Source organism: Chelatococcus composti (assembly GCF_014201415.1).
GTDB classification, from domain to species: domain Bacteria; phylum Pseudomonadota; class Alphaproteobacteria; order Rhizobiales; family Beijerinckiaceae; genus Chelatococcus_A; species Chelatococcus_A composti.
This window is the reverse complement of sequence record NZ_JACHEH010000005.1, coordinates 392,686-418,179: the sequence shown is the minus strand read 5'-3', so window position 1 is coordinate 418,179 and position 25,494 is coordinate 392,686. Positions and strand designations below refer to the sequence as shown.

Below are 25,494 nucleotides of genomic sequence, written 5' to 3'. Positions count from 1 at the left end.
ATGCGCCGCGAACGACGCCCCGCCAGCTTCTGGATCCTCGCCGCCTTCTTCGCCCTGTTCGTCCTCTTTCTCTACGGGCCGCTGTCGGCGATCATGATCCTGTCCTTCCAGGGGCCCGATGGCGGCCTCACCTTCCCGCTCAATGGGGTCTCGCTGCACTGGTTCCGCAATCTCACCGAGCAGCAGGCGGTGGGCGACTTCGGTGGCTCCTTCCGCCGCTCCTTCACGCTCGGCCTCATGGTGATGGCAGCAACGGTCGTCGTCTCCCTGCTCGCCGGCCTCGCCTTCCGGCGCCGGTTTGTCGGGGCGACGCCCCTGTTCTATCTCACCGTCGCCAGCCTCGTGGTGCCGTCGATCATCATCTCGCTCGGCATCGGCGTCATGTTCCAGCAGATCGGGATCCGCCCGTCCTGGTATGGCTCGGCCTTTGGCGCGCACCTCACCTGGACGCTTCCCTTCGGCGTGCTCATCATGTTCGCGGTCTTCAACCGCTTCTCGCCTTCCTACGAGGAGGCGGCGCGCGACCTCGGCGCCTCGCCGTGGCAGACCTTCCGCCATGTGCTCCTGCCGATGATCGCGCCGATGCTGGTCGGCGTCGGTCTCTTCGGCTTCACGCTGTCCTACGACGAGTTCGCCCGCTCGCTGATGACGGCCGGCACCTACAACACGCTGCCGCTCGAGATCTACGCCATGACGACCAACGTCACCACGCCGGTACTCTACGCGCTCGGCACGGTGACCACCCTCTTCTCCTTCCTCGTCATTTCCCTCACGCTCGCCGTCATTGTCTGGCTCGGGCGGCGCAGGGCACGTGCCTGAGGCATTGCCGGGAACCTCCCATGCATCTCCTCGTCGTCAATCCCAACACCACCGCCTCGATGACCGCCACCATCGCCGCGGCGGCGCGCGCAGCCGCCGGGCCGTCGACCGTCATCGAGGCCGTGACCTCCACCATGGGGCCTGCCTCGATCGAGGGCTATTACGACGAAGCGCTGGCGGTGCCGGGCCTCCTTGCCGAGATCGCGCGCGGAGAACGGGCGGGCGCCGCGGCGGCGATCATCGCCTGTTTCGACGACACGGGGCTCGATGCCGCCCGCGCCATGGCCACCATTCCCGTCATCGGCATATGCGAGGCCGCGCTCAGCCTCGCCTCCTTCCTCGCCCGGCGTTTCACCGTCGTGACGATGTCGCAGCGCTCGCTGGTGCCGGTCGCCGAACTTGTCCGCCGCTACGGCATGGAGCCGCGGGCCCGCGTGCGCGCGCTCGGCATCCCGGTTCTCGAGCTCGAAGATCCGGCATCCAGCGTCGTGGCAGTCCTGCGCGGCGAGATCGCCCGTGCGCTCGCGGAGGACCATGCGGAGGCGATCGTGCTCGGCTGCGCCGGCATGGCGGACCTCGCCGTCGCCCTGCGCGAGGAATTCGGTATCCCCGTCGTCGACGGCGTCGGGGCAGCCGTCAAGCAGGCCGAGGCGCTGGTGGCGCTGGGCCTCGCCACCGGCAAGCGCGGGGCCTATGCCCGGCCTGCCGTCAAGCCCTATGCCGGCCTCCTCGCCGGCTTCGGCCTGGAGGGCAAGGCGGTCGCCTGATGCAGCACGCGCCGACGATACGTCCCCTGACCCCTGCCGAGGTGGAGACGCTGGTCGACTGGGCGGCGCTCGAAGGGTGGAACCCGGGCCTTGCCGACGCCGCCGCCTTTCATGCGGCGGACCCGGAAGGCTTTCTCGGCGCCTTCGTGGACGGCACACTGGTGGCCGGCATCTCGGCCGTCGCCTACGGGGACAGCTTCGGCTTCATCGGGCTCTACATCTGCCGGCCCGGGCATCGGGGCAAAGGCTACGGCAAGGCCGTGTGGGACGCCGGCATGGCGCGGCTCGCCGGCCGCACCGTCGGCCTCGACGGCGTGCCCGCCCAGCAGGCCAACTATCGCACCATGGGCTTCGCCCCCGCCTATCGCACGATCCGCTACAGCGGGCGCCTGGCCACGCCGCAGGCAACCTCCGCGGCCATTGCGCCGGTGACGACGGAGCTCATGGCTGCCGTCGCCGCCTTCGATGCCCCCTTCTTTCCGGCGCCGAGACGCGCCTTCCTCGACCTGTGGCTGCGCCCGCCGCATGTCGCCTTCGCGGCGACGGGCGGGGACGGCATTACCGGCTACGGCGTCGCCCGCCCCTGCCGTGACGGCTTCAAGATAGGCCCGCTCTTCGCCCGGGACGGTGCGACGGCGGAACGCCTGCTCGGTGCCCTCGCGGAGGCCTGCGGCGGCCCCGTCCATATCGACGTGCTGGAGACGGCCGGGGCATTCGCCGACTTCCTCGCCGGCGCAGGCCTGTCGCCGGGCTTCGAGACGGCCCGCATGTACCGCGGGCCGGCCCCGGCCATCGACATGAGCGGCGTCTTCGGCGTCACAACGCTGGAACTTGGCTGAGCCCGCGGCAGCTCACCAGTCTGCGGTCTCGATGACCTCCAGCGCCCGTTGCGCGAAGCGGCCGGCGAGCGGGCCGAGCCTTGCCGCCTCGGCCGACGCGGCATTGCCGGCGCGCGCCCGGTCGGCGATGCCGACGAAGATGACCGCGAAGCGGAAGAGCGCGAAAGCGACATGGAACCGCCGCAACGGCGCGGTCGGCACGGCATGGGCGAGGTAGTGTGCGACGAACTCCTCGCGCGACGGGATGCCGAGCGCCGCATGGTCGAGGCCCAGGATGCCGCCGTACTCGTCCGGCGCCGTGTGCCACGGCATGCAGCAAAAGCCGAGATCGGCCAGCGGATGGCCGAGAGTCGACAGTTCCCAGTCGAGAATGGCGACGACGCGGGGCTCCGTGGCGTGGAAGAGCAGGTTGCCCAGGCGGAAATCCCCGTGCGCGATCGCAACCGTCCCGTCGTCGGCCGGCAGGTTCTCCCTGAGCCAGGCCTCGACGCGCCCGAGCGCGGGAACAGGTTCGCCCGGCGAAGCGTGGAGTTGCTTCGACCAGCGTGCGATCTGCCGCTGGAAATAGTTGCCGGGCCGGCCGAAGTCAGCAAGGCCGACCTCCTGCGGGCGGACGGCATGCAGCCGCGCCAGCGCTTCGGCCATGGCGAGGTAGATGCCGCGCCGCTCCTCTCGCGCAAGGCCCGGCAGCGCGCAGTCGTGGAAGACGCGGCCATCGAGCCGCTCCATCAGGTAGAAGGGCGTGCCGAGGAGATCCGCCCCGGCGTGGTAGAGGATCGGCCGCGGCACCGGCACGCCCGTGTCCGCCAGCGCCTCGAGCACCCGGTATTCCCGGTCGACGGCGTGCGCGCCGGGCAGGATCGGCCCGTTCGGCTGCTTGCGGAGGACCATGCGCCGCTCGCCGAAATCCACGAAATACGTGGGGTTCGACTGCCCGCCGCTGATCCTGTCCAGGCTGAAGCGGTCGGCGCTGCCGCCAAAGTGCTCGGCGAGAAAGCGCACCAGCGCAGCCGGCTCGAAGTCGACATTGCTAAGACAGGTCGGAGCCCTCTCCGTCATCGCCGCAGCTCCAGCGTTCAGGCGGTTCCGGCGGCAACCGCCGCCTCGGCGCGGAGCAGGAACTTCTGGATCTTGCCCGTCGCCGTCTTGGGCAGCTCGCCGAAGACGAAGCGCTTCGGCACCTTGAAGCCCGCGAGCCGTTCCCTGCAGAAGGCCGTCAGCTCCTCCGCCGTTACGGCCTCCGGCTCCTTGAGCTCGACGAAGGCGCACGGCACCTCGCCCCATTTGGGATCGGGCGCGGCCACCACGGCGGCGATGAGGACGGCGGGGTGCCGGTGCAGCACGTTCTCGACCTCAAGGCTCGAGATGTTCTCGCCGCCCGAGATGATGACATCCTTCGCCCGATCCTTGATCTCGATGCGGCCATCGCCATGCACCACCGCAAGATCGCCCGTGTGGAAGACGCCGCCTGCAAAAGCGCCGGCCGTCGCGGCCTCGTCGCGGTAGTAGCCGGCCATCAGCGTGTTGCCCGCGAGCACGATCTCGCCCGTCGTCGTGCCGTCGCGGGCCACGTCGGCGCCCGCGCTGTCGACGACGCGCACCCTGCTGCCGGTGACGTGGCGAAAGCCCTGCCGCGCCAGAAGCTGCGCCTTCTCCTCCACGTCGAGCCCGGCCGTCCCGTCGAGCTCGCACAGGGTGGCGGGTCCGTAGGATTCCGTCAGTCCGTAGAGATGGATCAGGTCAAAGCCCAGCGCCTCCATCTGCGCAATCAGTGCGCTCGTGGGCGCGGCCCCGCCCGTCGCGACGCGCACCTTGCGGGAAACCTCCTTCTTCCGGCTGGCCGGATGGTTCAGCAACATGTAGAGCACCACCGGCGCGCAGCTGAGATGCGTGACGCCGTGCCGCTCGATGGCAGCGAAGATGAGGGCGGGATCGACGCGATCAAGGCAGACGTGCAAGCCGGCGGCCGCCGTCACGGCCCAGGTATGGCACCAGCCGTTGCAGTGAAACATCGGCAGGGTCCACAGATAGACGCTGTGCCGGTCGAGCCCGAGCGCCAGCACGTTGCCGAGCGCATTCAGATAGGCTCCGCGGTGATGGTAGACGACGCCCTTTGGACGGCCCGTCGTGCCGGAGGTGTAGTTGAGGCAGATGGGCTGCCACTCGTCCCTGACGAAGGCCCTGTAGTCGACGGCAACCTGCACGTCTTCCGCGAACAGGTCGAGGCCGTCGGATGCTGCGGCACCGTCCCCGGCGGAAAGGACGACGAGCGGCACGCCGGCGGCCGATGCCGCCGTCCGCGCCGTGTCGATGAAGGCGGGATCGGCGATCAGAAGGCGTGCCTCGGCGTGGTCGAGGATGTAGGAGACCGTTTCCGTCTCGAGCCGCGTGTTGATGGTGTTGAGAACGGCGCCGATCATCGGCACCGCGTAATGGGCGGCAAGCATCTCCGGCCGGTTGGGCGCGATGACGGACACGACATCGCCGGGGCCGACGCCGCGATCGAGAAGAAACGAGGCGAAGCGCGCAACCATCCGCCCGAAGGCGCGATAGGTCAGCGATCGGTCCCGCCAGACGACGGCGGGCCGCTCGGGATGGGCCTCGATGGTTCGCTCCAGAAGATCGAGCGGCGTCAGGGGCACGTTGTTGGCCGGTCGCGGCGCGAGATGGGCGTCGAGACGCATGGATCGTTGTCCTCCCTCCATCCGGTGCCGGGCGCGGACCTTCTGTCGGGTTCCTTTGCGTGCGTCCCGGCGGTCTTCGCTCTCACATCGGCGGGGCTGCGACCTCCCAGCGCCAGAAGCCGCTTCCCTCCTCGTTCAGGAACCGGTTGAGAACCATCTTGTGGACCTCGTCAGCCCCGTCGACCAGCCGCGCCTGGCGGGCGTAGCGGTAGATCCACTCCAGCACCGTGTCCCTGGAATAGCCACGCGCGCCGTTGATCTGGATGGCGATGTCGGCGGCCTCGTGCAGGACATTGGCCACGTGGATCTTGGCCATCGACACCTCCTTGCGGGCGAAGCCGCCTCGGTCGAGCTCCCACGCCGCACGCATGACGAGAAGACGGCCGATCTCGATGCGCATGGCGAGGCCGCCGAGCATGAGCTGGATGCTCTCCCGGTCCGCCAGGCGCTGGCCGAAGCTGTACCGCTCGCCTGCATAGTCGCGCGCGATTTCCACGCAGCGCTTGGCGAGGCCGAGCCAGCGCATGCAGTGGGTGAGGCGGGCCGGGCCCAGCCGCATCTGTGCCACCTTGAGGCCCCGCCCCTCGCCGAGAAGGATGTTCTCGGCCGGGATCTCGAGGCCGTCGAACACCAGCTCGCAATGGCCGCCATGCTCCTCCGGCCCCAGGATGGGAATGCGGCGCTCGATGCGCCAGCCGGGCTGGTCGCCGTGGAAGAGGAAGGCCGTGAGGCCGTGGCGCGGATCGTCCGATGTGCGAGCGATGAGGATGAAGTGGCTCGCCGCCTCCGCCCCGGTGATGAACCACTTGCGGCCCCTGACGACATAGGTGTCGCCGCACCTTTCCGCACGTGTGAGCATCATCGACGGGTCCGAGCCGCTGCCTGGGTGAGGCTCGGTCATGGCGAAGGCGGAGCGGACCTCGCCGGCGACGATGGGGGCGAGCCACCGCGCCTTCTGCTCCGGCGTTCCCACGGCCTCGAGCAGCATCATGTTGCCGTCGTCCGGCGGTGCCGCATTGAAGACCACGGGCCCGAAGATGGAGCGGCTCATCTCCTCATAGCAGACAGCCATGCCCACCTTGCCGAGCCCGGCGCCGCCCGTCTCCTCCTTGAGCTGCAGGCACCAGAGCCCGGCCGCCCTTGCCTTCTCGCGAAGGGGTCCGAGCCTGTCGAGCGCGATGTTGCCGTGCGCGTCGAATGCATCCGGATCATCCTCGAGCGGCAGGATCTCGCGTGCCACGAATTCAGCGATGCGCGCGCGATAGTCCTCTATCCTCGGGGAGATTTCGAAGTTCATGCGGCCCCGCACCCTGAACTGGGCCGCTGCCGGCGGCAGCGGGCACCTTCACGGTATTGGAGCCCGTCGCCGGGGCCAACCGGGATTTTGCGCAAGGCCGGACGGGCGTCCGGCCCCGCCGCTCAGCCGCGCTTGCGGACGAACTCGGTGCGCAGCACAAGACCCTTGATGCCCTCGTAGCGGCAGTCGATCTCCTCGACATTGTCGGTGAGGCGGATCGACTTGATGACGGTGCCCTGCTTCAGGGTCTGGTTGGCGCCCTTGACCTTGAGATCCTTGATGAGGATCACGGAATCCCCATCGGCGAGGACGTTGCCGGCAGTGTCGCGCGCCACGGACGCGGCAGCCCGCTCCGCGGCCAGCTCTGCCGCCGGGCGCCATTCGCCGGTCGTCTCGTCATAGACATACTCGTCGTTGTCGTCGGCCATGCCCGCCTCGCTTTCGTGCCTTGCCACCCTGCCGGTCCGGCACGGGCCGCGACGGACGATCGACATCGATGCTGCGCGACAGGCTTATATCACGTGCCGACCATGTGCAATGCCGGCCTCAGCCGTCCTGCGCGACCAATTGTGATCGCCCGCCGCGCCCGCGGGCCTAGGAGCTGCCACACCCGGAAGGTAGAAGGGACAAGGGGACGGGAGCCCGGCGGCGTCCGCTGCCGCCCCATCAGCAGGATCTTGCCCGTGACCGATCGACGCTTCAGCGACGTCGCCGCCTGGGTGACCGAGGCGGGTCTCGTCGGAACTTCCGAACCGGACCTTGTGCGCGGCTTCTGCCAGCGGCTTGCCGCCGCCGGCCTGCCGCTCACACGCGCGACCGTGATCATGGACACGCTGCACCCCGTCCACGAAGGCCGCGTGTTCCCGTGGTGGCGCGACGAACAGCGCGAAATGATCGAGTATGGCCGGCTCGCCGGCAACGCCGACGCGGAGGCGAGCTGGCGCCGCAGCCCCTTCTTCCACATGCTGGAGACCGGCACCACGACCCTGCGCCGCAACTTCACGAGGGGCGACGCGGCGGATTTTCCCGTGCTCGTGGAGCTGCGCGGGCAGGGCCATACGGATTATGTCGCCTGCATCAACCGCTTTGCCGACGCGGGTTCGCTCGGAGAGATGGACTGCGTCTATTCCTCCTGGGCGAGCGATGCGCCCGAGGGCTTCTCGGACGAGGAGGCCGCGCTGCTGTGCGGGCTCGTGCCACAGCTCGCCCTCGCCGTGAAGTGCTCCTCGCTGCTGCGCATCACAGACACACTCGTCGCGACCTATCTCGGGCGCAATGCCGGCCGCCGCGTCCTCGCGGGCCGCATCATGCGCGGCGTGGCCGACCAGGTGCGCTCGGTGCTGTGGTACAGCGACCTGCGCAGCTTCACGCAGATCACGAACACTGTCGCGCCCGACCAGATCATCCCCTTTCTCAACGACTACGCGGACGCGACCATCTCCGCCATCCACGAGGCGGGCGGCGATGTTCTGAAGCTGATGGGCGACGGCATTCTCGCGATCTTTCCCGCGGAGCAGCCGGGCGAGGCCTGCCGCGCCGCGCTTGCCGCGGAAGCGCTACTGCGCCGGCGCATCGCGGAGCTTAACGACAGGCGCACGGCTGCTGGCCTGCCCGTCACGGGCGCCTATGTCGGGCTTCACCTCGGCGATGTCTTCTTCGGCAACATCGGCAGCCAGGACCGTCTCGACTTCACCGTCATCGGTCCGGCGGTCAACATGGCAAGCCGCATCTCGGCGACATGCCGGCTGCTCGGACGCAACGCGCTGCTCTCCTCCGCCTTCCTTGCCTCGACGCCCGAGCCGCTCCGCGACGGCATCGTCTCCGTCGGCCACCATGCGCTGCGCGGTTTCGACGGTCACGCCGAGCTCTTCACCATCGCCGACGCCTGAGGCGCGCGGCCCTTGCAGCGGCATTTTCCGCAGCTGTGCTCTCGACCGCGCCGTCGCCTCTGCTTTAGAAAGGCCACACGACAGGCAGCAGGGAGCTGAACAGCTTGGCGTTATCGGTCATTCTGGCGGTCATTGGTGTCCTGCTCCTCGTCATCAGCCTAGCCCAGCCGCTGGCGGGGCTGCTCAGGCTGCCGTTCAGCGTCCTGCTCGCCGCCATCGGCATGCTCATCGCGGCCGGGGCCTCCTTCCTGCTGCATACGGACCTGACGGACGCCTTCGACGATGTGGCCCGGGCTATCCTGGACTTTCCCATCGGCTCGACGGTCTTCCTCTACGTCTTCCTGCCGACCCTCGTCTTCCAGACGGCGTTGACGCTCGACGTCAGGCAGATGATCCCCGACTGGGTGCCGATCTTCGTGCTCGCCGTCGTGGCGGTCATCGTGGCGACCGTCGTCATCGGCTTTGCGCTGCTGCCCTTCGCCGGCCAGCCGCTGCTGCTGTGCCTGCTTGTCGGCGCCATCGTCGCCACGACAGATCCGGTCGCGGTCGTCGGCATCTTCCGCGACATCGGCGCGCCAGCGCGCCTCGGACGCCTCGTCGAGGGCGAGAGCCTGCTCAACGACGCGGCGGCCATCACGCTGTTCTCGATGTTCCTCGCCATCTTCGTGGCGGGCGAGACACCGGGTTTCGGCGATACGGCCCTCTCCTTCCTCTGGACGCTGTGCGGGGGCGCGCTCGTCGGGTATCTGGCCGCGCGCGCGGCGGCATGGCTCATCGGCCGGCTGCCGGATGCGCGCTCGGCCGCCGTGTCAATCAGCTTTGCCCTCGCCTATCTCGTCTTCATCGCCTGCGAGCAGCTGCTCGGCGTCTCGGGCGTGATCGCTGTCGTTGTCGCGGGCATGACGATGAGCCTGCTCGGCCCCTCGCGCGCCTCGCCCGACGGATGGAGCTATCTGACCGGCTTCTGGGACCAGGTCGCCTTCTGGGCGAGTTCGCTCGTCTTCGTGCTCGCCGCCATCCTGGTGCCGAGACTGCTGGCCAGCCTGTCGATGTTCGATTTCTTCCTGATCCTCGTGGTCGCGGTGGCCGCTCTCCTTGCGCGGGGGCTTATCCTCTTCCTGCTGCTGCCGTTGCTGAGCCTGCTCAGGCTCTCGCCGCAGATCAGTATCCCCTACCGCGTCGTCATCCTGTGGGGCGGCCTGCGCGGCGCCGTGACGCTGGCGCTCGCACTGTCGGTGACGGAGCACGACACCATTCCCGACGACATCCAACGCTTCGTCGCCATCCTCGCCACCGGCTTCGTCCTCTTCACCCTGCTCATCCAGGGCACGACGATGCGTTGGGTGATCTCCTCCCTCGGCCTCAACCTGCTGTCCCCGCGCGACGCGGCGATGCGCGGGCAGGTGCTCGCCGTCGCGCTGGAGAACGTGCGCGAGGCCGTGGCCAACGCCGCCGAGCTCTACAAGGTCTCCTCCGCCACCGCCCTTGCCGAGGCCCGGCGCTATGCCGAGCGAATCGACGAGGCCGCGAGTGCCGGGCAGGGCCGAGAACTGACGGACAAGGAGCGCCTGTCACTGGGGCTGCTGACGCTCGCCGGGCGCGAGCGCGAGCTCATCATCGAGCGCATGCGCGCCCGCACGGTGTCGACCGCGCTGCTGCCCACGCTGCTCGCCCATGCGGAGACGCTGCTCGACCGTGCCCGCACGGGCGGCTGGCAGGAATACCAGCGCGCCGCGAAGCAGACGCTCGCCTTCGGCTGGAAATTCGGCCTCGCGCAGTTCCTCCACCGCCGTCTGCACGCCAGTGGTCCGCTGGAGCGGCTGCTGGCGCGGCGCTTCGAGCTGCTCTTCGTCGTACGCACCATCCTCGAGGAGCTTGATCCGTTCATCGACAGCAAGATCGTGCCCATCCTCGGGATGCGCGTCGGCGAGGTGCTGCACGAGATCGTCCACCGGCGGCAGGAGGCGGTCGATACCGGCCTCGACGCGCTGCGGCTGCAATATCCGCTCTATGCGGAATCGCTGGAGCGCCGGCTGCTGCGCAAGATCGCGCTGCGGCAGGAGGAGCTGGAATACACCATCCTCTTCGAGGACGGCCTCATCGGGCCGGAACTCTACGACAACCTGCGCCGCTCGGTCGATGCCGACCGCAAGGAGGCGGACCGCCAGCGCCGCCTCGACCTCGCCGTCACGGCGCGCGAACTGGTCAGCGAGCTGCCGCTCTTTGCCGACCTCACGGGCGAGCAGCTGACGGAAGTGACGAAGCTGCTACAGCCGCTGTTCGTCATCCCCGGCGAACAGATCATCCGCCGCGGCGCACCGGGCGATGCCGTCTATTTCATCGCCTCCGGCGCGCTCGAGGTGAGCCTGCCGGACGGACGGAAGGTGCGCCTCGGGCGCGGCGACGTGGTGGGCGAGATGGCTCTGCTCCACGGCCTGCCGCGCCAGTCGGACGTGCATGCCATCAGCTACTGCTTCCTGCTGCGCCTCGACGTGCGCGCCTTCCAGGGCTTCCTTGAGAGGCACCCCGGCATCCGGCAGAGCATCGAGCAGGTAGCGGCGCAGCGGGCGGCGGAGAACGCCGAGGCGGTGGCGTAGATCCCTGCCCTCGCTGGCGCCCGCAGGGCCCTGCCGGCACCGGGACGGAACCGGTGCCGGGTGGCCTGCGCAACGGGATGCATTCAGGCGAAATGCACCTCGACAAGGTCATGCACGCGCCGGAAGGCCGCCTCGGCGCCCGCAATCACGCGCTCCTCCTCAGCATCGGTCAGCGTGACAACGTCGAGCGCAGCGGTAAACGTGCGCCAGTGGAGGCCGCGCCCTTCGGGATGGCCGGCGAGATGGCGCGCGCCGAACGCCTCCGAAAGGCCAAGCGCGGCCGCCGCCTTGAGGAGGAAGGCCGCGCCAAGGTTGGACCCTTCTGCGACATAGAGCCAGCCGAGCGCCGTCGGCACGTCCGCCTCGCGCCCGAAAAGCGGCGCCGTCCCGAGCTCGGGCACGGTGCCGCCGAGGTCGATGATGTCCTGCTCGATCTGGGGCAGGCGCCGCCGGCCGGCGAGATCGGGCAGGAGAGCATCGAGCGCCGGGTTGGAATAGAGCGCGTCGATGTCACGGTGGAAAGCGTGCTGCACGGCGAGGAAGCGGCAATACCGCGCCCGGTCGGCAAAGGGATCTCCCGCCATGATGCGCCTGTCCAGCGCCTCGTGGACCTCGTGCGTGTGGGCCTTGAGGCGCTTGGCCCGTCCTGTCGTCGCCACGGCCTCCACGGCCAGCCGTTCCATCATGTTCACGTGCAGATCCCCGTTGCTGTCCAGTTCCGGCCCGTCATGCCATCGTCGCCGAGCGGAATATGGCTGGATTATACTTGCCGATGAGACAACATCTCCGGTCATGACGGGGCGAATAACTTGCCCTCGTCAGTTTAGAATGCCTTTAAACTGTTGTGGGAGATGGCTTTCGGCTACCCCGCGCCATATCTACTGAACCATGTTCTTGAAATCAATGGAATACGGTGGGCGACGCAGACTTCTTTCCAATGACGAAGGGCGCCCCGCCATGCGGGGCGCCCTCCAGGGATACCTGCGGAACGATGCTGCGGCGTTCAGGACTTGCGACGGTAGTGGGCGGTCATCATCTCGCTCCACGAGCCGTCGGGCTTCTGCACCCGGCCTGTGAACTTGCGGTTGTCCCTGTCGATGATGGTGACGATGTCCTGATAGTGCGCGGTCTCGCCGGGCCGCTCGAAGTCGGGACCGGTGCAGTCGAGGGTCAGCACCTTGCCGGATTCGTCGAGCGTGCCCTCGTAGACCCACAGATAGGTCATCATCGAGCCGACCCAGGTGCCGACGTAGCGCTTCTTGTGCGGATCATAGCCGAGCGTGAGCATGGTCCTGACAGGGCCGCAACCGGGCATGTCCCCGCTGCCTTCGCTGATGAACCAGATACCGTCGAGCGAGCGCACGGTCTCGGTCCAGGCCCCCGCCCCCTCCTGGCCGGGCGCCGGCGTCTCGTTCTGCACCACCCACTCGCCGACGAGCTGCTCGAGCCAACGGTGTTCCTGCGTCGGTTCTGCCTTGTCCATCGTCTCCTCCGGATTGTGGTGATTGTCCGGGCCAGGCGGTCCCGGGCGCGGCCCCGCTGCCTCATTATGTTGATATCAACGTTTACAGCCAGAGTCAAAGGCGGGAAGCCTGCGCTCTCCGCCCCCCTGCCCTGCCCGGAGGCCGCCCCACGCGGACCGGCGGTTCAGCCGAGCCGCTCGGCGTGCCAGCGCAGGTGATCCTCGATGAAGGTGGCGATGAAGAAGTAGGAGTGGTCGTAACCCTCCTGCCGCCGCAGGGTGAGCGCAATGCCGGCCCTTCGGCAGGCTTCCTCGAGCAGGTGTGGCTTCAGCTCCCTCTCAAGGAAGGTGTCCGCCGTGCCCTGGTCCACGAGGATCTCCGGTAGTCGCGCCCCGTCCTCGATGAGCGCGCAGGCATCGTAGCGGCGCCAGGCCGAGCGGTCCGGGCCAAGATAGCCTGAGAGCGCCTTCTCGCCCCACGGGCAGTTCATGGGCGAGACGATGGGCGCGAAGGCGGACACGGCCCTGAACCGTCCGGGAGCGCGCAGGGCGATGGTGAGCGCCCCGTGCCCGCCCATGGAATGGCCGGTGATGCCCTGCCGGTCCATGTCCGCCGGCAGCTCCCGGGCAACGAGCGCGGGCAGCTCCGTCTCGACGTAGCTGCGCATGCGGTAGTTCTTCGCCCACGGCTCTTCGGTGGCATCGACATAGAAGCCGGCGCCAAGACCGAAGTCGTAGACGCCTTCGGGATCGTCGGGCACGCCCTCGCCGCGCGGGCTCGTGTCCGGCGCGACGAGCATGAGGCCGAGCTCGGCGGCGACGCGCTGTGCGCCGGCCTTTACCGTGAAGTTCTCCTCCGTGCAGGTGAGGCCCGAGAGGAACCACACGACGGGCACCTTCACCCCGCCCTCGGCCTGCGGCGGCACGAAGGCGGCAAAGCGCATCGGGGTGCCCGTCTCGCGCGAGTCATGGCGGCAGACGAGCTGCGAACCACCGAAGGCGCGCGAGCGGCTGACGATCTCGAAGGTCATGGCAGCCTCGTCAGTAGATGACGACGGAACGGATCGACTTGCCCTCGTGCATCAGGTCGAAGGCGGTGTTGATCTCCTCCAGCGGCATGGTGTGGGTAATGAGATCGTCGATGTTGATCTTCCCCTCCATGTACCAGTCGACGATCTTCGGCACGTCCGTGCGCCCGCGGGCACCGCCGAAGGCCGTGCCCCGCCACACACGGCCGGTGACGAGCTGGAAGGGGCGCGTCGAGATTTCCTTGCCCGCCTCGGCGACGCCGATGATGATCGACTCGCCCCAGCCACGGTGGCAGCACTCGAGCGCCTGGCGCATCACATCGACATTGCCGGTGGCGTCGAAGGAGAAGTCCGCGCCGCCGCCGGTGAGGTCGATGATCGCCTGCACCACCTTGTCTGCGCCGATCTCCTTCGGGTTGATGAAGTCGGTCATGCCGAACTTGCGCGCCATGGCCTCCTTGGCCGGGTTGATATCGATGCCGATGATCCTGTCGGCGCCGACCATGCGCGCGCCCTGAATGACGTTGAGGCCGATGCCGCCGAGGCCGAAGACGGCGACATTGGCGCCGGGCCACACTTTGGCCGTGTAGATGACGGCACCGATGCCCGTGGTCACGCCGCAGCCGATGTAGCAGATCTTGTCGAAGGGCGCGTCCTCGCGGACCTTGGCGAGCGCGATTTCGGGCAGCACGGTGAAGTTGGAGAAGGTCGAGCAGCCCATGTAGTGGAAGATGGTCGTGTCGTCGCAGCGAAAGCGGCTCGTCCCGTCCGGCATCAGGCCCTGGCCCTGGGTGGCACGGATCGCCGTACACAGGTTCGTGCGCCGCGAGAGGCAAGATTTGCAGTTGCGGCACTCCGGCGTGTAGAGCGGGATGACATGATCGCCCGGCTTGAGCGTCGTGACGCCGGCGCCCACCTCGCGCACGATGCCGGCCCCCTCGTGGCCGAGGATGGCGGGGAACTTGCCCTCGGGGTCAAGCCCCGACAGCGTGTAGGCATCGGTGTGGCAGACGCCGGTCGCCATCACCTCGACCAGCACCTCGCCCGCCTTCGGCCCCTCGATCTTGATCGTCTCGATGGTGAGCGGCTTGCCGGCCTCCCAGGCCACTGCGGCGCGTGTCTCGATCATCCCCTCTCCTCCCGTCGTGCAGGCCGGCGGCACAGCCAGCCGCCGGGAATCGCCGACACTATGCACGATGGAAGGGCCTGAGGGACAGCCGTGCGTCTCGCCGGCGCCTGTGTGGGGATCAGCCGATCCAGCCGCGCCGCCGCGCCCCGGCCGAGAACCAGACGAGGAAGACGCCCGCCGTCAGGATGAAGAGGGGAAACGGCACCGCCCCGAGGCCGAGAAGCCCTATCGCATCGAGAACAAGGAAGATGTAGCCGAAATGCAGGACGGCGGCGGCGAGGGACAGGACCATGGCCGCCACGGCCCAGCCCCTGCGCAGTAGGAGCCCGAGCGCCCCGGCGAGGCCGCTGGCGACGGCAACGCCATAGGCGGCGAACACCCAATCAGGCCGCACCGCATAGAGCTGGCGCTGGGCCTCGCTCAGCCCGGCCGCCGTCGTCTCGTCGGTCATCAGATCGAGCGTCCAGGTCGCAATGCCGACGGCCATCCACAGAAACGCGAGACCCGATACCCACCAGTACCAGCCCGGAGGCCGTGCAGTCGCCGTCGCCGCCGTCATGTGACGCTCCTTTCCTCGCTGGCCTAGGGATCTGCCCGGTCAGGCCGCAGGCCGACCGGCATGGGCGGTTTCGAGGGCCGCGATGTCGAGCTTTCCCATCTCAAGGAGGGCGTTCATCACCCTGTCGGCGGCCGCGCGATCGGGTCCGGCGAGCAGCCTCGACAGCACGGACGGCACGATCTGCCAGCTCACGCCGAAGCGGTCCTTCAGCCAGCCGCATTGCTGGGCCGCAGGGTCGCCGCCCGCCCGGAGCGCCTCCCAGTACCGGTCGATCTCGCTCTGGCTGTCGCACAGTACCTGGAAGGAGAAGGCCTCCGTGAAGCCGAAGCCGTGCGCCACGCTACTGTCCATGATGCTGAAGCTGCGGCCGGCCAGTGTGAAGCGCGCGTATTTGACATAGCCCTTGTGGTCTTGCTCGCCGGGACCGTAGCGGTGCATGTCCACGATCGCCGAGGCAGGAAAGATGTCCATGTAGGTATGCATGGCCGCCTCGGCCTTTCCGGCCACGTCCCCGGTGAACAGCAGCGACGGCGCGATTTCAATGCCCTCGCGCGGCTCGCGGTCGAGCATGATCTGCCAGGACAGGCCGTAACGGTCACTGAGCCAGCCGTAGCGGTCGCTCCACTCGTAGCGGTCGAGCGGCATCAGCACATCGCCGTCCGCGACGAGCCGGTTCCAGAGCCTGTCGACATCGGCCTCGGAGCCGCAGTGGACGAAGAGCGATGCAGCCGGCGTGAACTTGAAGAGCGGACCGCCGTTGAGCGCCGTGAAACTGCGCCCAGCGAGGCGGAACTCGACCGACATCACCGAGCCCTCGGAGCTGCCGTGCACCTCCTGGCCGGCCTTGCCGAAGCGCAGGACACCGCCCTTCGCGGAATCCGGGAAGAGGGAGGTGTAGAGTGCCACGGCCTCCTCGCCCTCGTTGTCGAACCACAGGCAAGGAACGATCGGCGGATGATGGGTCATCGCTTCCTCCTCAGGCAGGCACCGCCGACGGGTCCATCCAGAATACCTCCCAGATGTGGCCATCCGGATCCTCAAAGCTGCACTCGAACATGAAGCCGTGGTCGGACGGCTCGCGCGCCTCCCTGCCACCAGCCGCGAGCACCTTGTCCATCATGGCGTTGACCGCCTCACGACTGTCGAGCTGCAGCGCCAGCAGCACCTCTGTCGTGCGCCGGGCGTCGGCGATGTCCTTCTTGGTGAAGCGGCGCAGGCTGTCCGGCGTGTGCAGCATGGCGAAGATGGTGTCGGAGATAACGAGCGCCGCCGCCTCGTCGTTGGTGAAGCGCTTGTCGAAGGAGTAGCCGATCGCCTCGAAGAAGCGCATCGAGCGCTTCAGGTCGGCGACGGCCATGTTGACGAAGATTGCCCTGGCCATGCGTGGCTCCAGTGGTGGGTGGTCGATGAGGGGTTCGCGCCGTTTACGCCGGCTGGCCGGGCCGGGGCACAGGCTGGAGCATGCTGACGCGGTTGCCTTCCGTGTCGAGGAAGGACACGTACTGCCCCACGCCGGGGATCGGCATCGGCTCGCCGAGCACCTCGCCGCCCGCCGCCGCCACCCGTCGCATGGCGGCGCGGATGTCCTCGACACCGATCACGACGGACGGATGCTGCGCCGGCCATTGGGGGTTGCGCCCGTAGAAGCCACCGTTGATCCTGCCCGGCTCGCGCGGCATGCACCCTTCGGCATCGCTTTCCGTCGTCGAGGCGAGCACGTAATGGCCCATATCGGAGCCCAGCATCTCCGTCCGCCAGTTGAAGACCGAGCGATAGAACGCCGCCATCCGATCACGGTCGTCGTAGGGCATCTCGAAATGGATGACGGGACACATTCCACTCATGGCTGTCCTCCGGAAGGGACGGGAGTGCGGGTCTTGCCGCGAGGCGCTTCGGGCGGCGGACAGTTCGTCCCTGCCCGCGCACGGCGCTCTTGATGAAAAGGTTGATATCAACCTTTCTGCTGGCTGTCAAATTCAAACCCGGCACGCGGCGGGCAGGTCGCCGGCCCAGACCTCGATCGCCCCGCCCCTCCGCCGCCCGACAATTGTCGGAAATGCGCGCCTAAATGCTTCCGGGCCATTCGGCTCGGATTCAGCGGAGGGAGTGAGGCATGAAGATCATTCGCACGGGATCGGCTGTCTGGTCGGGTGGCCTCAAGGATGGTCGCGGCGCCCTTTCTACGCAGAGCGGCGCCCTGAAGGACTACCCCTACGGCTTTGCGAGCCGCTTCGAGGGCGTGCCCGGTTCCAACCCGGAGGAGCTGCTCGGCGCCGCCCATGCCGGCTGCTTCACCATGGCCCTGTCGCTCATCCTGGGCGAGGCAGGGCTTGCCGCCGAGCGCATGGAGACGACGGCGAGAGTGGCGCTGGAACAGGTGGACGGCGGCTTCGCCATCACGTCCGTGCAGCTGACGCTGAGGGCCCGCATTCCCGGTGCCGACGAGGCGCAGTTCCGGGAGCTCGCCGACAAGGCGAAGGCCAACTGCCCGGTCTCCAAGCTGTTCAACACCGAGATCACGCTCGACGCGGCCCTCGAGGGCTGACCGGACCCGGCGCCCCTCGCCCGCGCAGCCTTTGCAGTGTGACGCCCATGCCGGCGTGCACGGCAGTGCTGCCCTGCACGGGCGATATTGCCTCACGGCCTCAAAAGGCCTAAGCCGCCGGCCGGCGAAACAACGGCAGGACGAGGATTAATTGCACCACGGCCCCCTCTCCTGCCTGCACCATTCCCGCGCCTGTCGTCGTCCGGGTGCCCGGCCGTGAAGCCTCCGCGGCCGCGGGGGCCTGTCAGACCCCGCCGTGCCGCAGGCGCCGTCGTCAGCCTGCCGCGCGCCCTGTCCAAGCTCGGGTTCTGCTCGCGCACCCAGGCAGAGGCGCTCATCGCCGAAGGCCGCGTCGCGCTCGACGGCCGCACGGTCCGCGACGCAACGGTCCGGGTCGACCCCTGCCGGGCGCGCATCACCGTCGATGGCAAGCGCGTCGTCGCCGCGCGCAAGGTCTATCTGATGCTCAACAAGCCACGGGGCCTCGTCACCACGCGAGACGACCCGCAGGAACGCGCGACGGTCTATGACTGCCTCCAGGGCCTCGACCTGCCTTTCGTCGCCCCGGTCGGCCGCCTCGACAAGGCGAGCGAGGGGCTGCTCCTCCTCACCAACGACACGCGCTGGGCGCAGCGTCTTCTCGATCCGGCCTCCGGCGTCGAGAAGACCTATCACGTGCAGATCGACAGCGTGCCCGACGAGGCCGTGCTCACGCGCCTCACGGCGGGCCTCGTGGTCGACGGCGAGCGCCTGAGCGCGCGGTCGGCGACCGTGCTCAGGGCCGGCCGGCGCAACGCCTGGCTCGCAATCGTGCTCGACGAGGGCCGCAACCGCCAGATCCGCCGGATGCTCGGCGCGCTCGGCATCGAGGTCCTGCGCCTCGTGCGCGTCGCCATCGGCGGCCTGTTGCTCGGAGATCTGCCGAAGGGGGCCGTGCGGCCCCTGACGGCGGCGGAGAAGGCGCACCTCGACCGCCTCTGGCCGGCCCCTAGCGTCCGCCGCGCCGCCGGAGGCGGGACTGGAGGGCAAAACCGACCGGGGCGCCCAGCATCACAATGAACACGCGGATGATGTGATGGGCAGCCACGAAGGCCACCTCGATACCGAGGGAAAGCGCGACGAGGCTCATCTCCGCAAGGCCGCCCGGCGAATAGGCAAGCAGCAGGGGAACCTCGCCATAGGACGAGACGCGGCTCACGCCGGTCGCGAAGGTTGCCGTGACGGCGAGCAGGATGGCGGTAGAGCCGAACGACAGCAGAAGAATACGCACGACCTCGTGCGGCGCGGTGCCCACGAAGCGGCACCCGATGCTCGTGCCCAGCACGAGCTGCGCCACGGTGACGATCTCGACGGCGGGTGCAGAGCGCGTCCACCCCAGGGCATGGACCGCCGCGCTCACCAGCATGGGGCCAAGCAGCAGCCGGGCCGGCAGGCGCAGAACATGGCCGAGCAATACGCCCGCCAGCGCCGTGCCGAGCAGCCAGAGCTCGTCGGCCAGGGGTGTCTCGAGCACCGACACGCCGAACTGCGGCCGCGCCCCCAGCGGCACGCCGCTGATCAGCCGGACCAGAAAGGGCAGCGTTAGCACGATCAGGAGCACACGGGCCGAATGGATGAGGGCGATCGTGCGGGCGTCGCCGCCCCTCTCCTCGCCGGCGATGACCATCTCCACCAGGCCGCCGGGCATACCCGCGAAGTAGGCTGTGGTGTGATCGAACCCGGCGACCCGGCGAAAGTAGGTGACGCAGGCCGCGCCGCTGACGACGATGAAGGCGGCGAGGCCCAGCACCGTCGGCGCCCATTTCTCCACGCTCTCGATAATCTGCGGGGTAAAGCCGGCCCCCAGCATCACGCCGATGATGATGGTCATGGGCGGCCGCACCGTTCCGGGCGCGGCGATCGGCGCCCGCACGAGGGAAGCGAGCGTGCAGGCGGTCATCGACCCCAGCATCCACGGCAGCGGCAGGTTTGCCCGCGCGAAGGCCCATCCCCCCAGTGTGCCGACCGTCAGTGCCGCGAGAAAGCGCAGGTAGGGGAACGATCGGGGCGCGAAGGTGCGCAGCCAGCTGATGAATGCCGAATGGATGCCCTGCACCTCTCTTCCCTCGCGGATATCTTCCCTCGCGGATACTCCGGCTCGCGACGGACGCTGTAGCCTCCGGCAGGGCATCGGGCCAGAGCTTCTTCCCTCGGCCGGCGCGAAGGTGCCCTGTACCATTTGCATGCCGCAGAGGGGCTGGCACCGCACCGGAGGATCGCCCCGGCCCACGGCCAAGGCCAGGGCCCCGGAAAGTAGATCGCCGCAAGCGCAGGCTTGCGGCGATCGGGAGCGCGACGGCATCGCGCCGGCCGGACAGGCCCGCGTCAGCGCCTGAAGGTGGCGTCCGTCCAGTCGAGCAGGCCGGAGAGGAAGGCCGTCGCCATCGGCATGAAGTGGCTGCCGTTATGGTAGAAGGGATCGAGCGTCGCCACCACGAGCCGGCCCTTGCCATCCGCGACACCGGGATGGTCGTAGAGCAGGGTGCCGTCCGGCCCGCCGCCCATCTCCGGCGCGATGGTGACAAGCGGGATTGCGCCCGGCGGCGGATGCAGCAGGCCGTGGAAATGCCACACCACCGCGCGCTGCGGCACATAGCGGAAGATCTCGTGGTCGGGATTGACGATCCGGTGTCCGGGATCGGTGTCCTTGTCAAGCCACCACCAGAAGTTGGTAGGCTTGAACGTCCACTCCACGCCCGGCGCCCAGGTGTGCGCCTGGTTCTCGCCGAGCACGATCAGCGTTCCACCCTGCTTCAGGTAGCGCAGGAAGAGGCGCCGCTTGGCCCGCAGGACCGTGGGGCTGATGCGGTCCGCCACCATAACGGCTGAAAAGCCGTCGAGGTCACCTTCGGCGAGTTCCGGCGCATAGAACGAGCGGTCGAACCGGCCACGGAACCGCGGCGCGTTGATCGTCTCATGGTGGTAGTAGCAACCACCTTCGACAACAGCGAAGCTCATCAGGCGTCCTCCGGCTTGGCGATCCAGTCGAGCAGCTGCGGCATCATGCGCGCCGCGGTGTTGCCCGAGTCCGCGTAGTTCCAGAGGTCGGCACCGGCGTGCACGAGCAGGCGGCCGCCGACCGCGGGCCGTACCTCGTAGTCAACCGGGTGGCGGCCCGGACCGAGCACGTGGATGATGCGCGCCCCGGGCGGCGGCGGATTGGCCCCGCGCCCGTAGAAGCCGGCGACGCCGCGACGGAAGGTCAGGTCCGCCGTATCGACGCCCTCCCACACCGGGTGGTCGGCGACGCGGATCACCTCAAGGTCCGTGACCTTGTAGTTCGGGATGGGCTGGTATGGCGACAGCTCATCGAGGAAGCGATAGGCCACGTGCCCGCAGAACACGATGGTGCCCCCACCCTTGAGGAAGGCCTCGAGCTGCGCCTTGCGCGACAGGAGGAAGCGCTGATCGGCATGGAGGCCGATCAGCAGGCCGCGATAACCGGCAAGATCGACGTTGCCCAGCTCGTAGAGCGGCACGACGTCGAAGCGAGAGCCGAGATCAACGCTCTTCATCAGGGCGTTGATGCCGCTCTCGGTCTGTTCGCAGTCCAGCAGCAGAGCGTCGATCACGGCAACCTCACTGCTGGAAGGCGATGGGTGCGATGAGATCGGCCTTGATGTCGATCTTCTTCTTCAGCATGCCGGCCTCGACCATGAAGTCCTGGTCGGCGGCGAGGTTGGCGACATCCTCATCGGTCATCTTCAGCGTGAAGTCGTACCAGGCGTTCATGCGACGGGCGTCCTCGAGCGAGATCTTCTGCTCCTCCGCGGCGAGCTTCAGCGCCTCTTCCGGCTCCTTCGCCATGAACTCGAGCGCCTTGCGGTGGGCGGCAAGATAGGCCTCGACGAGGTCCGGATGCTCCTCGAGGAAGGCGCCGCGCACGCCGATGACCGTGGTCGGGTTGAACAGGCCCTTGCCGTTGACGATGACATGGCCACCGGCCTGCTCCACTGCGAGGGCGTTGTTGCCGGCGAGCGTCGCGGCATCGACCTTGCCCGCGAGCAGCGCGGCGCGGGCCGCTCCGAGATCCATGTTGATGTAGTTGACGTCGTTGAGCGTCATGCCGTTGGCGGCGAGCGCCGCGGCAAGGAGCTGGTTGAGCACAGTGCCCTTCGGCCCGGCGACCGTCTTGTCCTTGAGCTCGGCAACGGAGGTCGGCCCGCCCTTGGCGGCGAGGATGGCATAGGCCTCCGGATTGCGGCTGTAGGCGGCGATGACCTTCACATCAGCCCCGTTCGCCTTGCCGAGGATGGCCGATGAGCCGCCGAGGACGCTGGCGATATCGACCTCGCCGGCCGCGATCGCCTGCACCTGCTGGGCCCCCGAGGTGATCTCCGGCGACTCCACCTTGATGCCGAAGGGCGCGAAGGCCTCGTCGAGATAGCCCTTGGCGCGCATGACGATGGACGGCACGTTGAAGGGCGAGGACACATAGGTGATGCGCACCGTCTTCGGCTTCTCGGCCGCCGTGGCCGCGCCGGCGAGCGGCAGGGCCGCGGCGAGCGCCAGGGCGGCGGTCATGATGGTGCGACGGGTCGTGACGATCACGGGTTCATCTCCTGTTGCACGGGGTTGTGTGCGGAAGGGTCCTACGCGGGCGGCGGGCTGCTGCCCGCACGGCCCGAAAGGTCGTCGAGGATGGCGCGGCGCAGGGCGACAAATTCCCGGTCTGTCGCATCGCGCGGGCGCGGCAGCGGCACCTCCCGGCGCCCGATGATGCGGCCGCCGTCCATGTGCAGAACCTCGTCGGCGAGCAGCACCGCCTCCTCCACATCGTGCGTGACGAAGACGACGGTCGGCCTGCGTGCCAGCCAGATGTCGGTCAATTCGCCCTGCAGGCCGCGCCGCGTGAAGGCATCGAGCGCGGCAAAGGGCTCGTCGAGCAGCAGGAGCTCGGGCTCCAGCACGAGCGCGCGCGCGAGCCCGACCCGGCTCGCCATGCCGCCCGAGAGCTGGTCGGGGTAGGCGTTCCGGAAATCGGAGAGACCGACGAGGGCAAGCGCCGCCTCGACACGCGCCTCGATCTCCGCCTTCGTGACCTTGCCCACGAGGCCGAAGCCGACATTGCCCGCCACGGTCAGCCAAGGCATCAGTCGCGGCTCCTGGAAGACACAGCCGACCTTCGGCCTCCCTCCGTTGTGGTGGATGGCACCGGTCGTCGGCAGGGTGAGGCCGGCGAGCAGGCGCAGCAGGGTCGACTTGCCGCAGCCCGAGCGGCCTACGACCACCGTGAAGCTGCCCGGCTTCAGAACGAGGTCGACATCCGCCAGCGCCACGACCTCCCGGTCGTGCACCGTGTAACGCTTGCCGAGGCCGCGCAGCTCAAGCATGGGTCAGCTCGGTGCGCTGGCGCAGCCAGGGTGCGGTGCGCGCGATCAGCCGGCGCACGCCGAAATCGGCGAGTAGGCCGAGCGTGCCGATGACAAAGATGCCGACGATGACGATGTCGGTGCGCGCCAGCTGCTCGGCATCGACGATCATGTAGCCGAGCCCGGCGGCGGAGGCGACGAGCTCGGCGCCGACGAGCGCCCGCCAGCCCTGCCCCAGCGCGATGCGCAACCCGATGACGATCGATGGCAGCGCCGCCGGCAGCACGATGCGCCGCAGGATGTCCCACTGGCGCAGGCCACAGACGCGGCCGACCTCGACGAGCTTGGGATCGCACTGCGCGATGCCGCCGAGCGCGCCGAGAAAGATGGGGAAGAAGCAGGCAAGGACAATGATACCCACCTTCTGCGCCTCGCCGATGCCAAGCCAGAGGATGAGCAGAGGCATCATGGCGAGCGGCGGCACTTGGCGCAGGAACTCCAGCACCGGCTCGAACGCCTGCCGCACCGCCGGCGAGATGCCAAAGAGGAAGGCGAGCGGCAGCGCCAGCGCCACGGCAAGGCTGTAGCCGGCGAGAATGCGCCCGACGCTGACCGCCACATGCATGCCGAGCGTGCCGTCGGCAAGAAGCTCCCAGCCCGTCGCCAGCACCGTCTGGGGCAGCGGCAAGAGGAAGGGCGAGACCAGCCCGCTGGCGGAGGCCAGCCACCATGCCGCTGCAAGAACGATCAGGACGCAGGCCGCGCCAGTATGTCTTCTGAGACCGGGAGTGGTCATTTTCTCGTGCGGTTACCGCGCCAATGCATGTCCGTCGCCATCGGCGGATGGCGCCTCTTATGGCCTCATCCCGGCGCTTGCAACAAGTCGTGCGCAATTTGTAATTGTTATAAATTGGCGAAAAGGCTGAATGCCGGCGTGAACCGCAAAGTGCACAAGATATATTCACATTCCGTATTCAAATAATTACCCGAACATGACAAGAATATCTCGCCCATTACAGTCGCGCGTCCGCTGGGAAGTACGCTTTTCCCAGACACGCCGGCGGTCAGATGGCACGGATATGCGCGGCCTTTGCGCCGCTCGTCAGCCGATCGCCATACATAAATCCTCGGCCTGGCAGGCTGCATCGGCGACGATACAGTCCCGGCCGCGCGATTTTGCGCGATACAACGCCGCGTCTGCGGCCGTCAGGAGGGCCTCCAGCGTCACCGTATCGCGGGGTGCGACATAGACGCCGGTGCTGACGGTGGGGGCGATCTGGCAAGTTGCGGTGACGAACGGCGCCGCATTGAGCGCCGAGCGGATTCGTTCCGCCACAGCGAAGGCCTCGTTGACCGACGAGACCGCCAGGATGGCACAGAACTCCTCGCCGCCGAGACGGCCGAAGATGTCCTCGTCCCTGAGATGCGCCCGCGCCACCGCGGCGAAATGGACGAGCGCCGCGTCGCCCACAGCATGGCCGTGGATGTCGTTGATGCTCTTGAAATGGTCGAGGTCGAACATCAGGACGCCGGCGAGCGCGCCCCCTGCCCTCTGCCCCTGCTGCGCGGCGAAGCGGCGGGCGAGGCCCCGACGGTTGAGAACGCCGGTGAGGTCGTCCGTCTCCGCGAGGAGCACCAGTGAGACATCGGCATCCTCGCTGATGAGTCGCGCACCCGCCACCACCGTCCCCATGAGGGCCACGGTCCCGGCGACAAGGACATACGGGCCGAGTGGATAGGTCAGGAAGTCGTCCGGCGGCCACACCACGACGGAGACGATGAAGACGGCACTCACAGCGACGCTGGCCGCGCTGAGACAGAACAGCACCCGCTGCGCCGGCGACCGGTGCCGGTGCCGCCACAGGCTTGTGGCGATCAGCGTATAGGCGGAGAGCGCTGCCGTGTGGTAGAGCGCCATGCGGAAACTGACGCTGTCCGCGAATTGCGGCGCCGGCATCCCGGCCAGCCAGATGGCGAGCGGCAGGAGGAAGGCCGGGCGCAGCGGCTCGTCGTTGACACGGGCGATGCCGCAGAGCAGCAGCACAAGGCCGGCCAGCATCAGCGCATTGCCGAGATGGATGGAAAAAACGTCGGCGATCTGCCCTCGCGCGCCGATCAGGAGGCCGCCTGTCGCCAGCACCGTGAAGGCGGCTGCCCAGAAGAGGCTGCCATGATGGTGGCGGTTGCGCAGCCAGACATGGAACAGCACCCCGCCGACCGTCGCGACGACAGCCGAGAACACGACGAAGCCCGTCACAAGGTCCAGCACCGCCGCGCCTTTCGCACTGATGAAGCCGCCCGCCCCGGCCGGCCCGAAGGCCCCCACCTCGGCCGGCCTAATCCGCAAGCGTATCTATCATCCCTTGACGGGAAGCGAAATGCGGCTCTGCGCCGTCGAGGCCTGGCACCCACGAGGCTGGTGGGGCACCACGGCGCGAAGGCCTCGTTGCCGCGCGCCATGAGCCTGAAGCTTTCTTGGGACGCAGCCTCGTTGCGCAAACGACAAAGGGCGCGCCGGTGAGGCGCGC

26 protein-coding genes are annotated in these 25,494 nt (G+C 68.3%); 7 read left to right on the top strand and 19 right to left on the bottom strand.

Annotation, left to right across the window (positions count from 1 at the left end):
• The 3 genes from HNQ73_RS13200 to HNQ73_RS13190 are packed head-to-tail and all read left to right on the top strand — an operon-like array spanning nucleotide 1 to nucleotide 2,425.
• A complete protein-coding gene (locus HNQ73_RS13200) occupies nucleotides 1–819 on the top strand; it encodes an ABC transporter permease (protein ID WP_183335322.1) in 819 nt (272 codons plus the stop codon).
• Nucleotides 820–839: 20 nt separating this feature from the next.
• Nucleotides 840–1,586, top strand: coding sequence for an aspartate/glutamate racemase family protein (locus HNQ73_RS13195; RefSeq protein WP_183335321.1), 747 nt, complete (start codon nucleotides 840–842; stop codon nucleotides 1,584–1,586).
• Nucleotides 1,586–2,425: a GNAT family N-acetyltransferase gene (locus HNQ73_RS13190; protein WP_183335320.1), complete on the top strand. Its 840-nt coding sequence runs from the start codon at nucleotides 1,586–1,588 to the stop codon at nucleotides 2,423–2,425. The genes HNQ73_RS13195 and HNQ73_RS13190 overlap by 1 nt, the downstream gene beginning before the upstream one ends.
• 12 nt (nucleotides 2,426–2,437) lie before the next feature.
• Here the strand turns inward: HNQ73_RS13190 and HNQ73_RS13185 are convergent, their stop codons facing one another.
• The 4 genes from HNQ73_RS13185 to HNQ73_RS13170 form a co-directional block, all read right to left on the bottom strand.
• Entirely contained in the window at nucleotides 2,438–3,484 is a 1,047-nt protein-coding gene (locus tag HNQ73_RS13185) for a phosphotransferase family protein (RefSeq protein WP_183335319.1), read from the bottom strand.
• A gap of 17 nt (nucleotides 3,485–3,501) precedes the next feature.
• Nucleotides 3,502–5,109, bottom strand: a complete 1,608-nt coding sequence (locus HNQ73_RS13180; RefSeq protein WP_183335318.1) for an AMP-binding protein — start codon at nucleotides 5,107–5,109, stop codon at nucleotides 3,502–3,504.
• 82 nt (nucleotides 5,110–5,191) lie between these two features.
• On the bottom strand, nucleotides 5,192–6,406 hold the full coding sequence (locus HNQ73_RS13175) for an acyl-CoA dehydrogenase family protein (protein WP_183335317.1): 1,215 nt from the start codon (nucleotides 6,404–6,406) through the stop codon (nucleotides 5,192–5,194).
• Between the two features lie 122 nt (nucleotides 6,407–6,528).
• A complete protein-coding gene (locus HNQ73_RS13170; protein ID WP_183335316.1) occupies nucleotides 6,529–6,834 on the bottom strand; it encodes a zinc ribbon domain-containing protein YjdM in 306 nt (101 codons plus the stop codon).
• Nucleotides 6,835–7,089: 255 nt separating this feature from the next.
• Between HNQ73_RS13170 and HNQ73_RS13165 the strand changes: the two genes are divergently transcribed.
• Together HNQ73_RS13165 and HNQ73_RS18095 are read left to right on the top strand one after the other, a co-directional pair.
• Nucleotides 7,090–8,295, top strand: a complete 1,206-nt coding sequence (locus HNQ73_RS13165) for an adenylate/guanylate cyclase domain-containing protein (RefSeq protein ID WP_244650189.1) — start codon at nucleotides 7,090–7,092, stop codon at nucleotides 8,293–8,295.
• A 104-nt stretch (nucleotides 8,296–8,399) separates the two neighbouring features.
• Nucleotides 8,400–10,892, top strand: coding sequence for a cation:proton antiporter (locus HNQ73_RS18095; RefSeq protein ID WP_183335315.1), 2,493 nt, complete (start codon nucleotides 8,400–8,402; stop codon nucleotides 10,890–10,892).
• A gap of 83 nt (nucleotides 10,893–10,975) precedes the next feature.
• On the opposite strand, the gene HNQ73_RS13155 is transcribed toward HNQ73_RS18095, so the two are convergent.
• From HNQ73_RS13155 to HNQ73_RS13120, 8 genes are all read right to left on the bottom strand, one after another.
• Nucleotides 10,976–11,578 carry a biliverdin-producing heme oxygenase gene (locus HNQ73_RS13155; protein ID WP_183335365.1) on the bottom strand — a complete coding sequence of 201 codons (603 nt, stop codon included), beginning with the start codon at nucleotides 11,576–11,578 and terminating at the stop codon, nucleotides 10,976–10,978.
• A gap of 317 nt (nucleotides 11,579–11,895) precedes the next feature.
• Entirely contained in the window at nucleotides 11,896–12,375 is a 480-nt protein-coding gene (locus tag HNQ73_RS13150; RefSeq protein WP_183335314.1) for a DUF1579 domain-containing protein, read from the bottom strand.
• A gap of 164 nt (nucleotides 12,376–12,539) precedes the next feature.
• A complete protein-coding gene (gene fghA / locus HNQ73_RS13145) occupies nucleotides 12,540–13,385 on the bottom strand; it encodes an S-formylglutathione hydrolase (RefSeq protein ID WP_183335313.1) in 846 nt (281 codons plus the stop codon).
• 10 nt (nucleotides 13,386–13,395) lie between these two features.
• Nucleotides 13,396–14,508, bottom strand: coding sequence for an S-(hydroxymethyl)glutathione dehydrogenase/class III alcohol dehydrogenase (locus tag HNQ73_RS13140; RefSeq protein WP_183335364.1), 1,113 nt, complete (start codon nucleotides 14,506–14,508; stop codon nucleotides 13,396–13,398).
• A 121-nt stretch (nucleotides 14,509–14,629) separates the two neighbouring features.
• Entirely contained in the window at nucleotides 14,630–15,070 is a 441-nt protein-coding gene (locus HNQ73_RS13135) for a hypothetical protein (RefSeq protein WP_183335312.1), read from the bottom strand.
• A gap of 39 nt (nucleotides 15,071–15,109) precedes the next feature.
• Complete coding sequence (locus tag HNQ73_RS13130; RefSeq protein WP_183335311.1) at nucleotides 15,110–16,036, bottom strand: VOC family protein; 927 nt, start codon at nucleotides 16,034–16,036, stop codon at nucleotides 15,110–15,112.
• 10 nt (nucleotides 16,037–16,046) lie between these two features.
• Nucleotides 16,047–16,451: a VOC family protein gene (locus HNQ73_RS13125; RefSeq protein ID WP_183335310.1), complete on the bottom strand. Its 405-nt coding sequence runs from the start codon at nucleotides 16,449–16,451 to the stop codon at nucleotides 16,047–16,049.
• Nucleotides 16,452–16,494: 43 nt separating this feature from the next.
• On the bottom strand, nucleotides 16,495–16,914 hold the full coding sequence (locus HNQ73_RS13120) for a VOC family protein (RefSeq protein WP_244650187.1): 420 nt from the start codon (nucleotides 16,912–16,914) through the stop codon (nucleotides 16,495–16,497).
• A gap of 269 nt (nucleotides 16,915–17,183) precedes the next feature.
• On the opposite strand from HNQ73_RS13120, the gene HNQ73_RS13115 reads away from it, so the two are divergent.
• Nucleotides 17,184–17,615, top strand: coding sequence for an OsmC family protein (locus tag HNQ73_RS13115; protein WP_183335309.1), 432 nt, complete (start codon nucleotides 17,184–17,186; stop codon nucleotides 17,613–17,615).
• A 216-nt stretch (nucleotides 17,616–17,831) separates the two neighbouring features.
• Nucleotides 17,832–18,674 carry a pseudouridine synthase gene (locus tag HNQ73_RS13110; RefSeq protein ID WP_183335308.1) on the top strand — a complete coding sequence of 281 codons (843 nt, stop codon included), beginning with the start codon at nucleotides 17,832–17,834 and terminating at the stop codon, nucleotides 18,672–18,674.
• On the opposite strand, the gene HNQ73_RS13105 is transcribed toward HNQ73_RS13110, so the two are convergent.
• From HNQ73_RS13105 to HNQ73_RS13075, 7 genes are all read right to left on the bottom strand, one after another.
• The gene (locus HNQ73_RS13105; protein ID WP_244650185.1) at nucleotides 18,604–19,710 is read right to left on the bottom strand and encodes an AbrB family transcriptional regulator; all 1,107 of its coding nucleotides are present in this window, start codon (nucleotides 19,708–19,710) and stop codon (nucleotides 18,604–18,606) included. The two genes, HNQ73_RS13110 and HNQ73_RS13105, sit on opposite strands and share 71 nt — an antisense overlap.
• Before the next feature lie 269 nt (nucleotides 19,711–19,979).
• Nucleotides 19,980–20,612 (bottom strand): hypothetical protein, encoded by a 633-nt coding sequence (locus tag HNQ73_RS13100; RefSeq protein WP_183335306.1) that lies wholly within the window; start codon nucleotides 20,610–20,612, stop codon nucleotides 19,980–19,982.
• Entirely contained in the window at nucleotides 20,612–21,226 is a 615-nt protein-coding gene (locus HNQ73_RS13095) for a hypothetical protein (RefSeq protein ID WP_183335305.1), read from the bottom strand. The genes HNQ73_RS13100 and HNQ73_RS13095 overlap by 1 nt, the downstream gene beginning before the upstream one ends.
• A 7-nt stretch (nucleotides 21,227–21,233) precedes the next feature.
• Nucleotides 21,234–22,205 carry an ABC transporter substrate-binding protein gene (locus tag HNQ73_RS13090; protein ID WP_183335304.1) on the bottom strand — a complete coding sequence of 324 codons (972 nt, stop codon included), beginning with the start codon at nucleotides 22,203–22,205 and terminating at the stop codon, nucleotides 21,234–21,236.
• Between the two features lie 41 nt (nucleotides 22,206–22,246).
• Nucleotides 22,247–22,987 (bottom strand): ABC transporter ATP-binding protein, encoded by a 741-nt coding sequence (locus HNQ73_RS13085; protein ID WP_183335303.1) that lies wholly within the window; start codon nucleotides 22,985–22,987, stop codon nucleotides 22,247–22,249.
• Entirely contained in the window at nucleotides 22,980–23,762 is a 783-nt protein-coding gene (locus HNQ73_RS13080) for an ABC transporter permease (RefSeq protein WP_183335302.1), read from the bottom strand. The genes HNQ73_RS13085 and HNQ73_RS13080 overlap by 8 nt, the downstream gene beginning before the upstream one ends.
• Nucleotides 23,763–24,068: 306 nt before the next feature.
• A complete protein-coding gene (locus HNQ73_RS13075) occupies nucleotides 24,069–25,313 on the bottom strand; it encodes a GGDEF domain-containing protein (RefSeq protein WP_183335301.1) in 1,245 nt (414 codons plus the stop codon).
• Between the last annotated feature and the right edge of the window lie 181 nt (nucleotides 25,314–25,494).

Coding starts and splice junctions, on each gene's coding strand:
- HNQ73_RS13185 (WP_183335319.1), bottom strand. CDS start 3,484: ATGACGGAGAGGGCTCCGACCTGTCTTAGCAATGTCGACTTCGAGCCG.
- fghA (WP_183335313.1), bottom strand. CDS start 13,385: ATGACCTTCGAGATCGTCAGCCGCTCGCGCGCCTTCGGTGGTTCGCAG.
- HNQ73_RS13175 (WP_183335317.1), bottom strand. CDS start 6,406: ATGAACTTCGAAATCTCCCCGAGGATAGAGGACTATCGCGCGCGCATC.
- HNQ73_RS13085 (WP_183335303.1), bottom strand. CDS start 22,987: ATGCTTGAGCTGCGCGGCCTCGGCAAGCGTTACACGGTGCACGACCGG.
- HNQ73_RS13170 (WP_183335316.1), bottom strand. CDS start 6,834: ATGGCCGACGACAACGACGAGTATGTCTATGACGAGACGACCGGCGAA.
- HNQ73_RS13125 (WP_183335310.1), bottom strand. CDS start 16,451: ATGGCCAGGGCAATCTTCGTCAACATGGCCGTCGCCGACCTGAAGCGC.
- HNQ73_RS13115 (WP_183335309.1), top strand. CDS start 17,184: ATGAAGATCATTCGCACGGGATCGGCTGTCTGGTCGGGTGGCCTCAAG.
- HNQ73_RS13150 (WP_183335314.1), bottom strand. CDS start 12,375: ATGGACAAGGCAGAACCGACGCAGGAACACCGTTGGCTCGAGCAGCTC.
- HNQ73_RS13200 (WP_183335322.1), top strand. CDS start 1: ATGCGCCGCGAACGACGCCCCGCCAGCTTCTGGATCCTCGCCGCCTTC.
- HNQ73_RS13195 (WP_183335321.1), top strand. CDS start 840: ATGCATCTCCTCGTCGTCAATCCCAACACCACCGCCTCGATGACCGCC.
- HNQ73_RS13190 (WP_183335320.1), top strand. CDS start 1,586: ATGCAGCACGCGCCGACGATACGTCCCCTGACCCCTGCCGAGGTGGAG.
- HNQ73_RS13100 (WP_183335306.1), bottom strand. CDS start 20,612: ATGAGCTTCGCTGTTGTCGAAGGTGGTTGCTACTACCACCATGAGACG.
- HNQ73_RS13180 (WP_183335318.1), bottom strand. CDS start 5,109: ATGCGTCTCGACGCCCATCTCGCGCCGCGACCGGCCAACAACGTGCCC.
- HNQ73_RS13130 (WP_183335311.1), bottom strand. CDS start 16,036: ATGACCCATCATCCGCCGATCGTTCCTTGCCTGTGGTTCGACAACGAG.
- HNQ73_RS13080 (WP_183335302.1), bottom strand. CDS start 23,762: ATGACCACTCCCGGTCTCAGAAGACATACTGGCGCGGCCTGCGTCCTG.
- HNQ73_RS13135 (WP_183335312.1), bottom strand. CDS start 15,070: ATGACGGCGGCGACGGCGACTGCACGGCCTCCGGGCTGGTACTGGTGG.
- HNQ73_RS13155 (WP_183335365.1), bottom strand. CDS start 11,578: ATGATGGAACGGCTGGCCGTGGAGGCCGTGGCGACGACAGGACGGGCC.
- HNQ73_RS13120 (WP_244650187.1), bottom strand. CDS start 16,914: ATGAGTGGAATGTGTCCCGTCATCCATTTCGAGATGCCCTACGACGAC.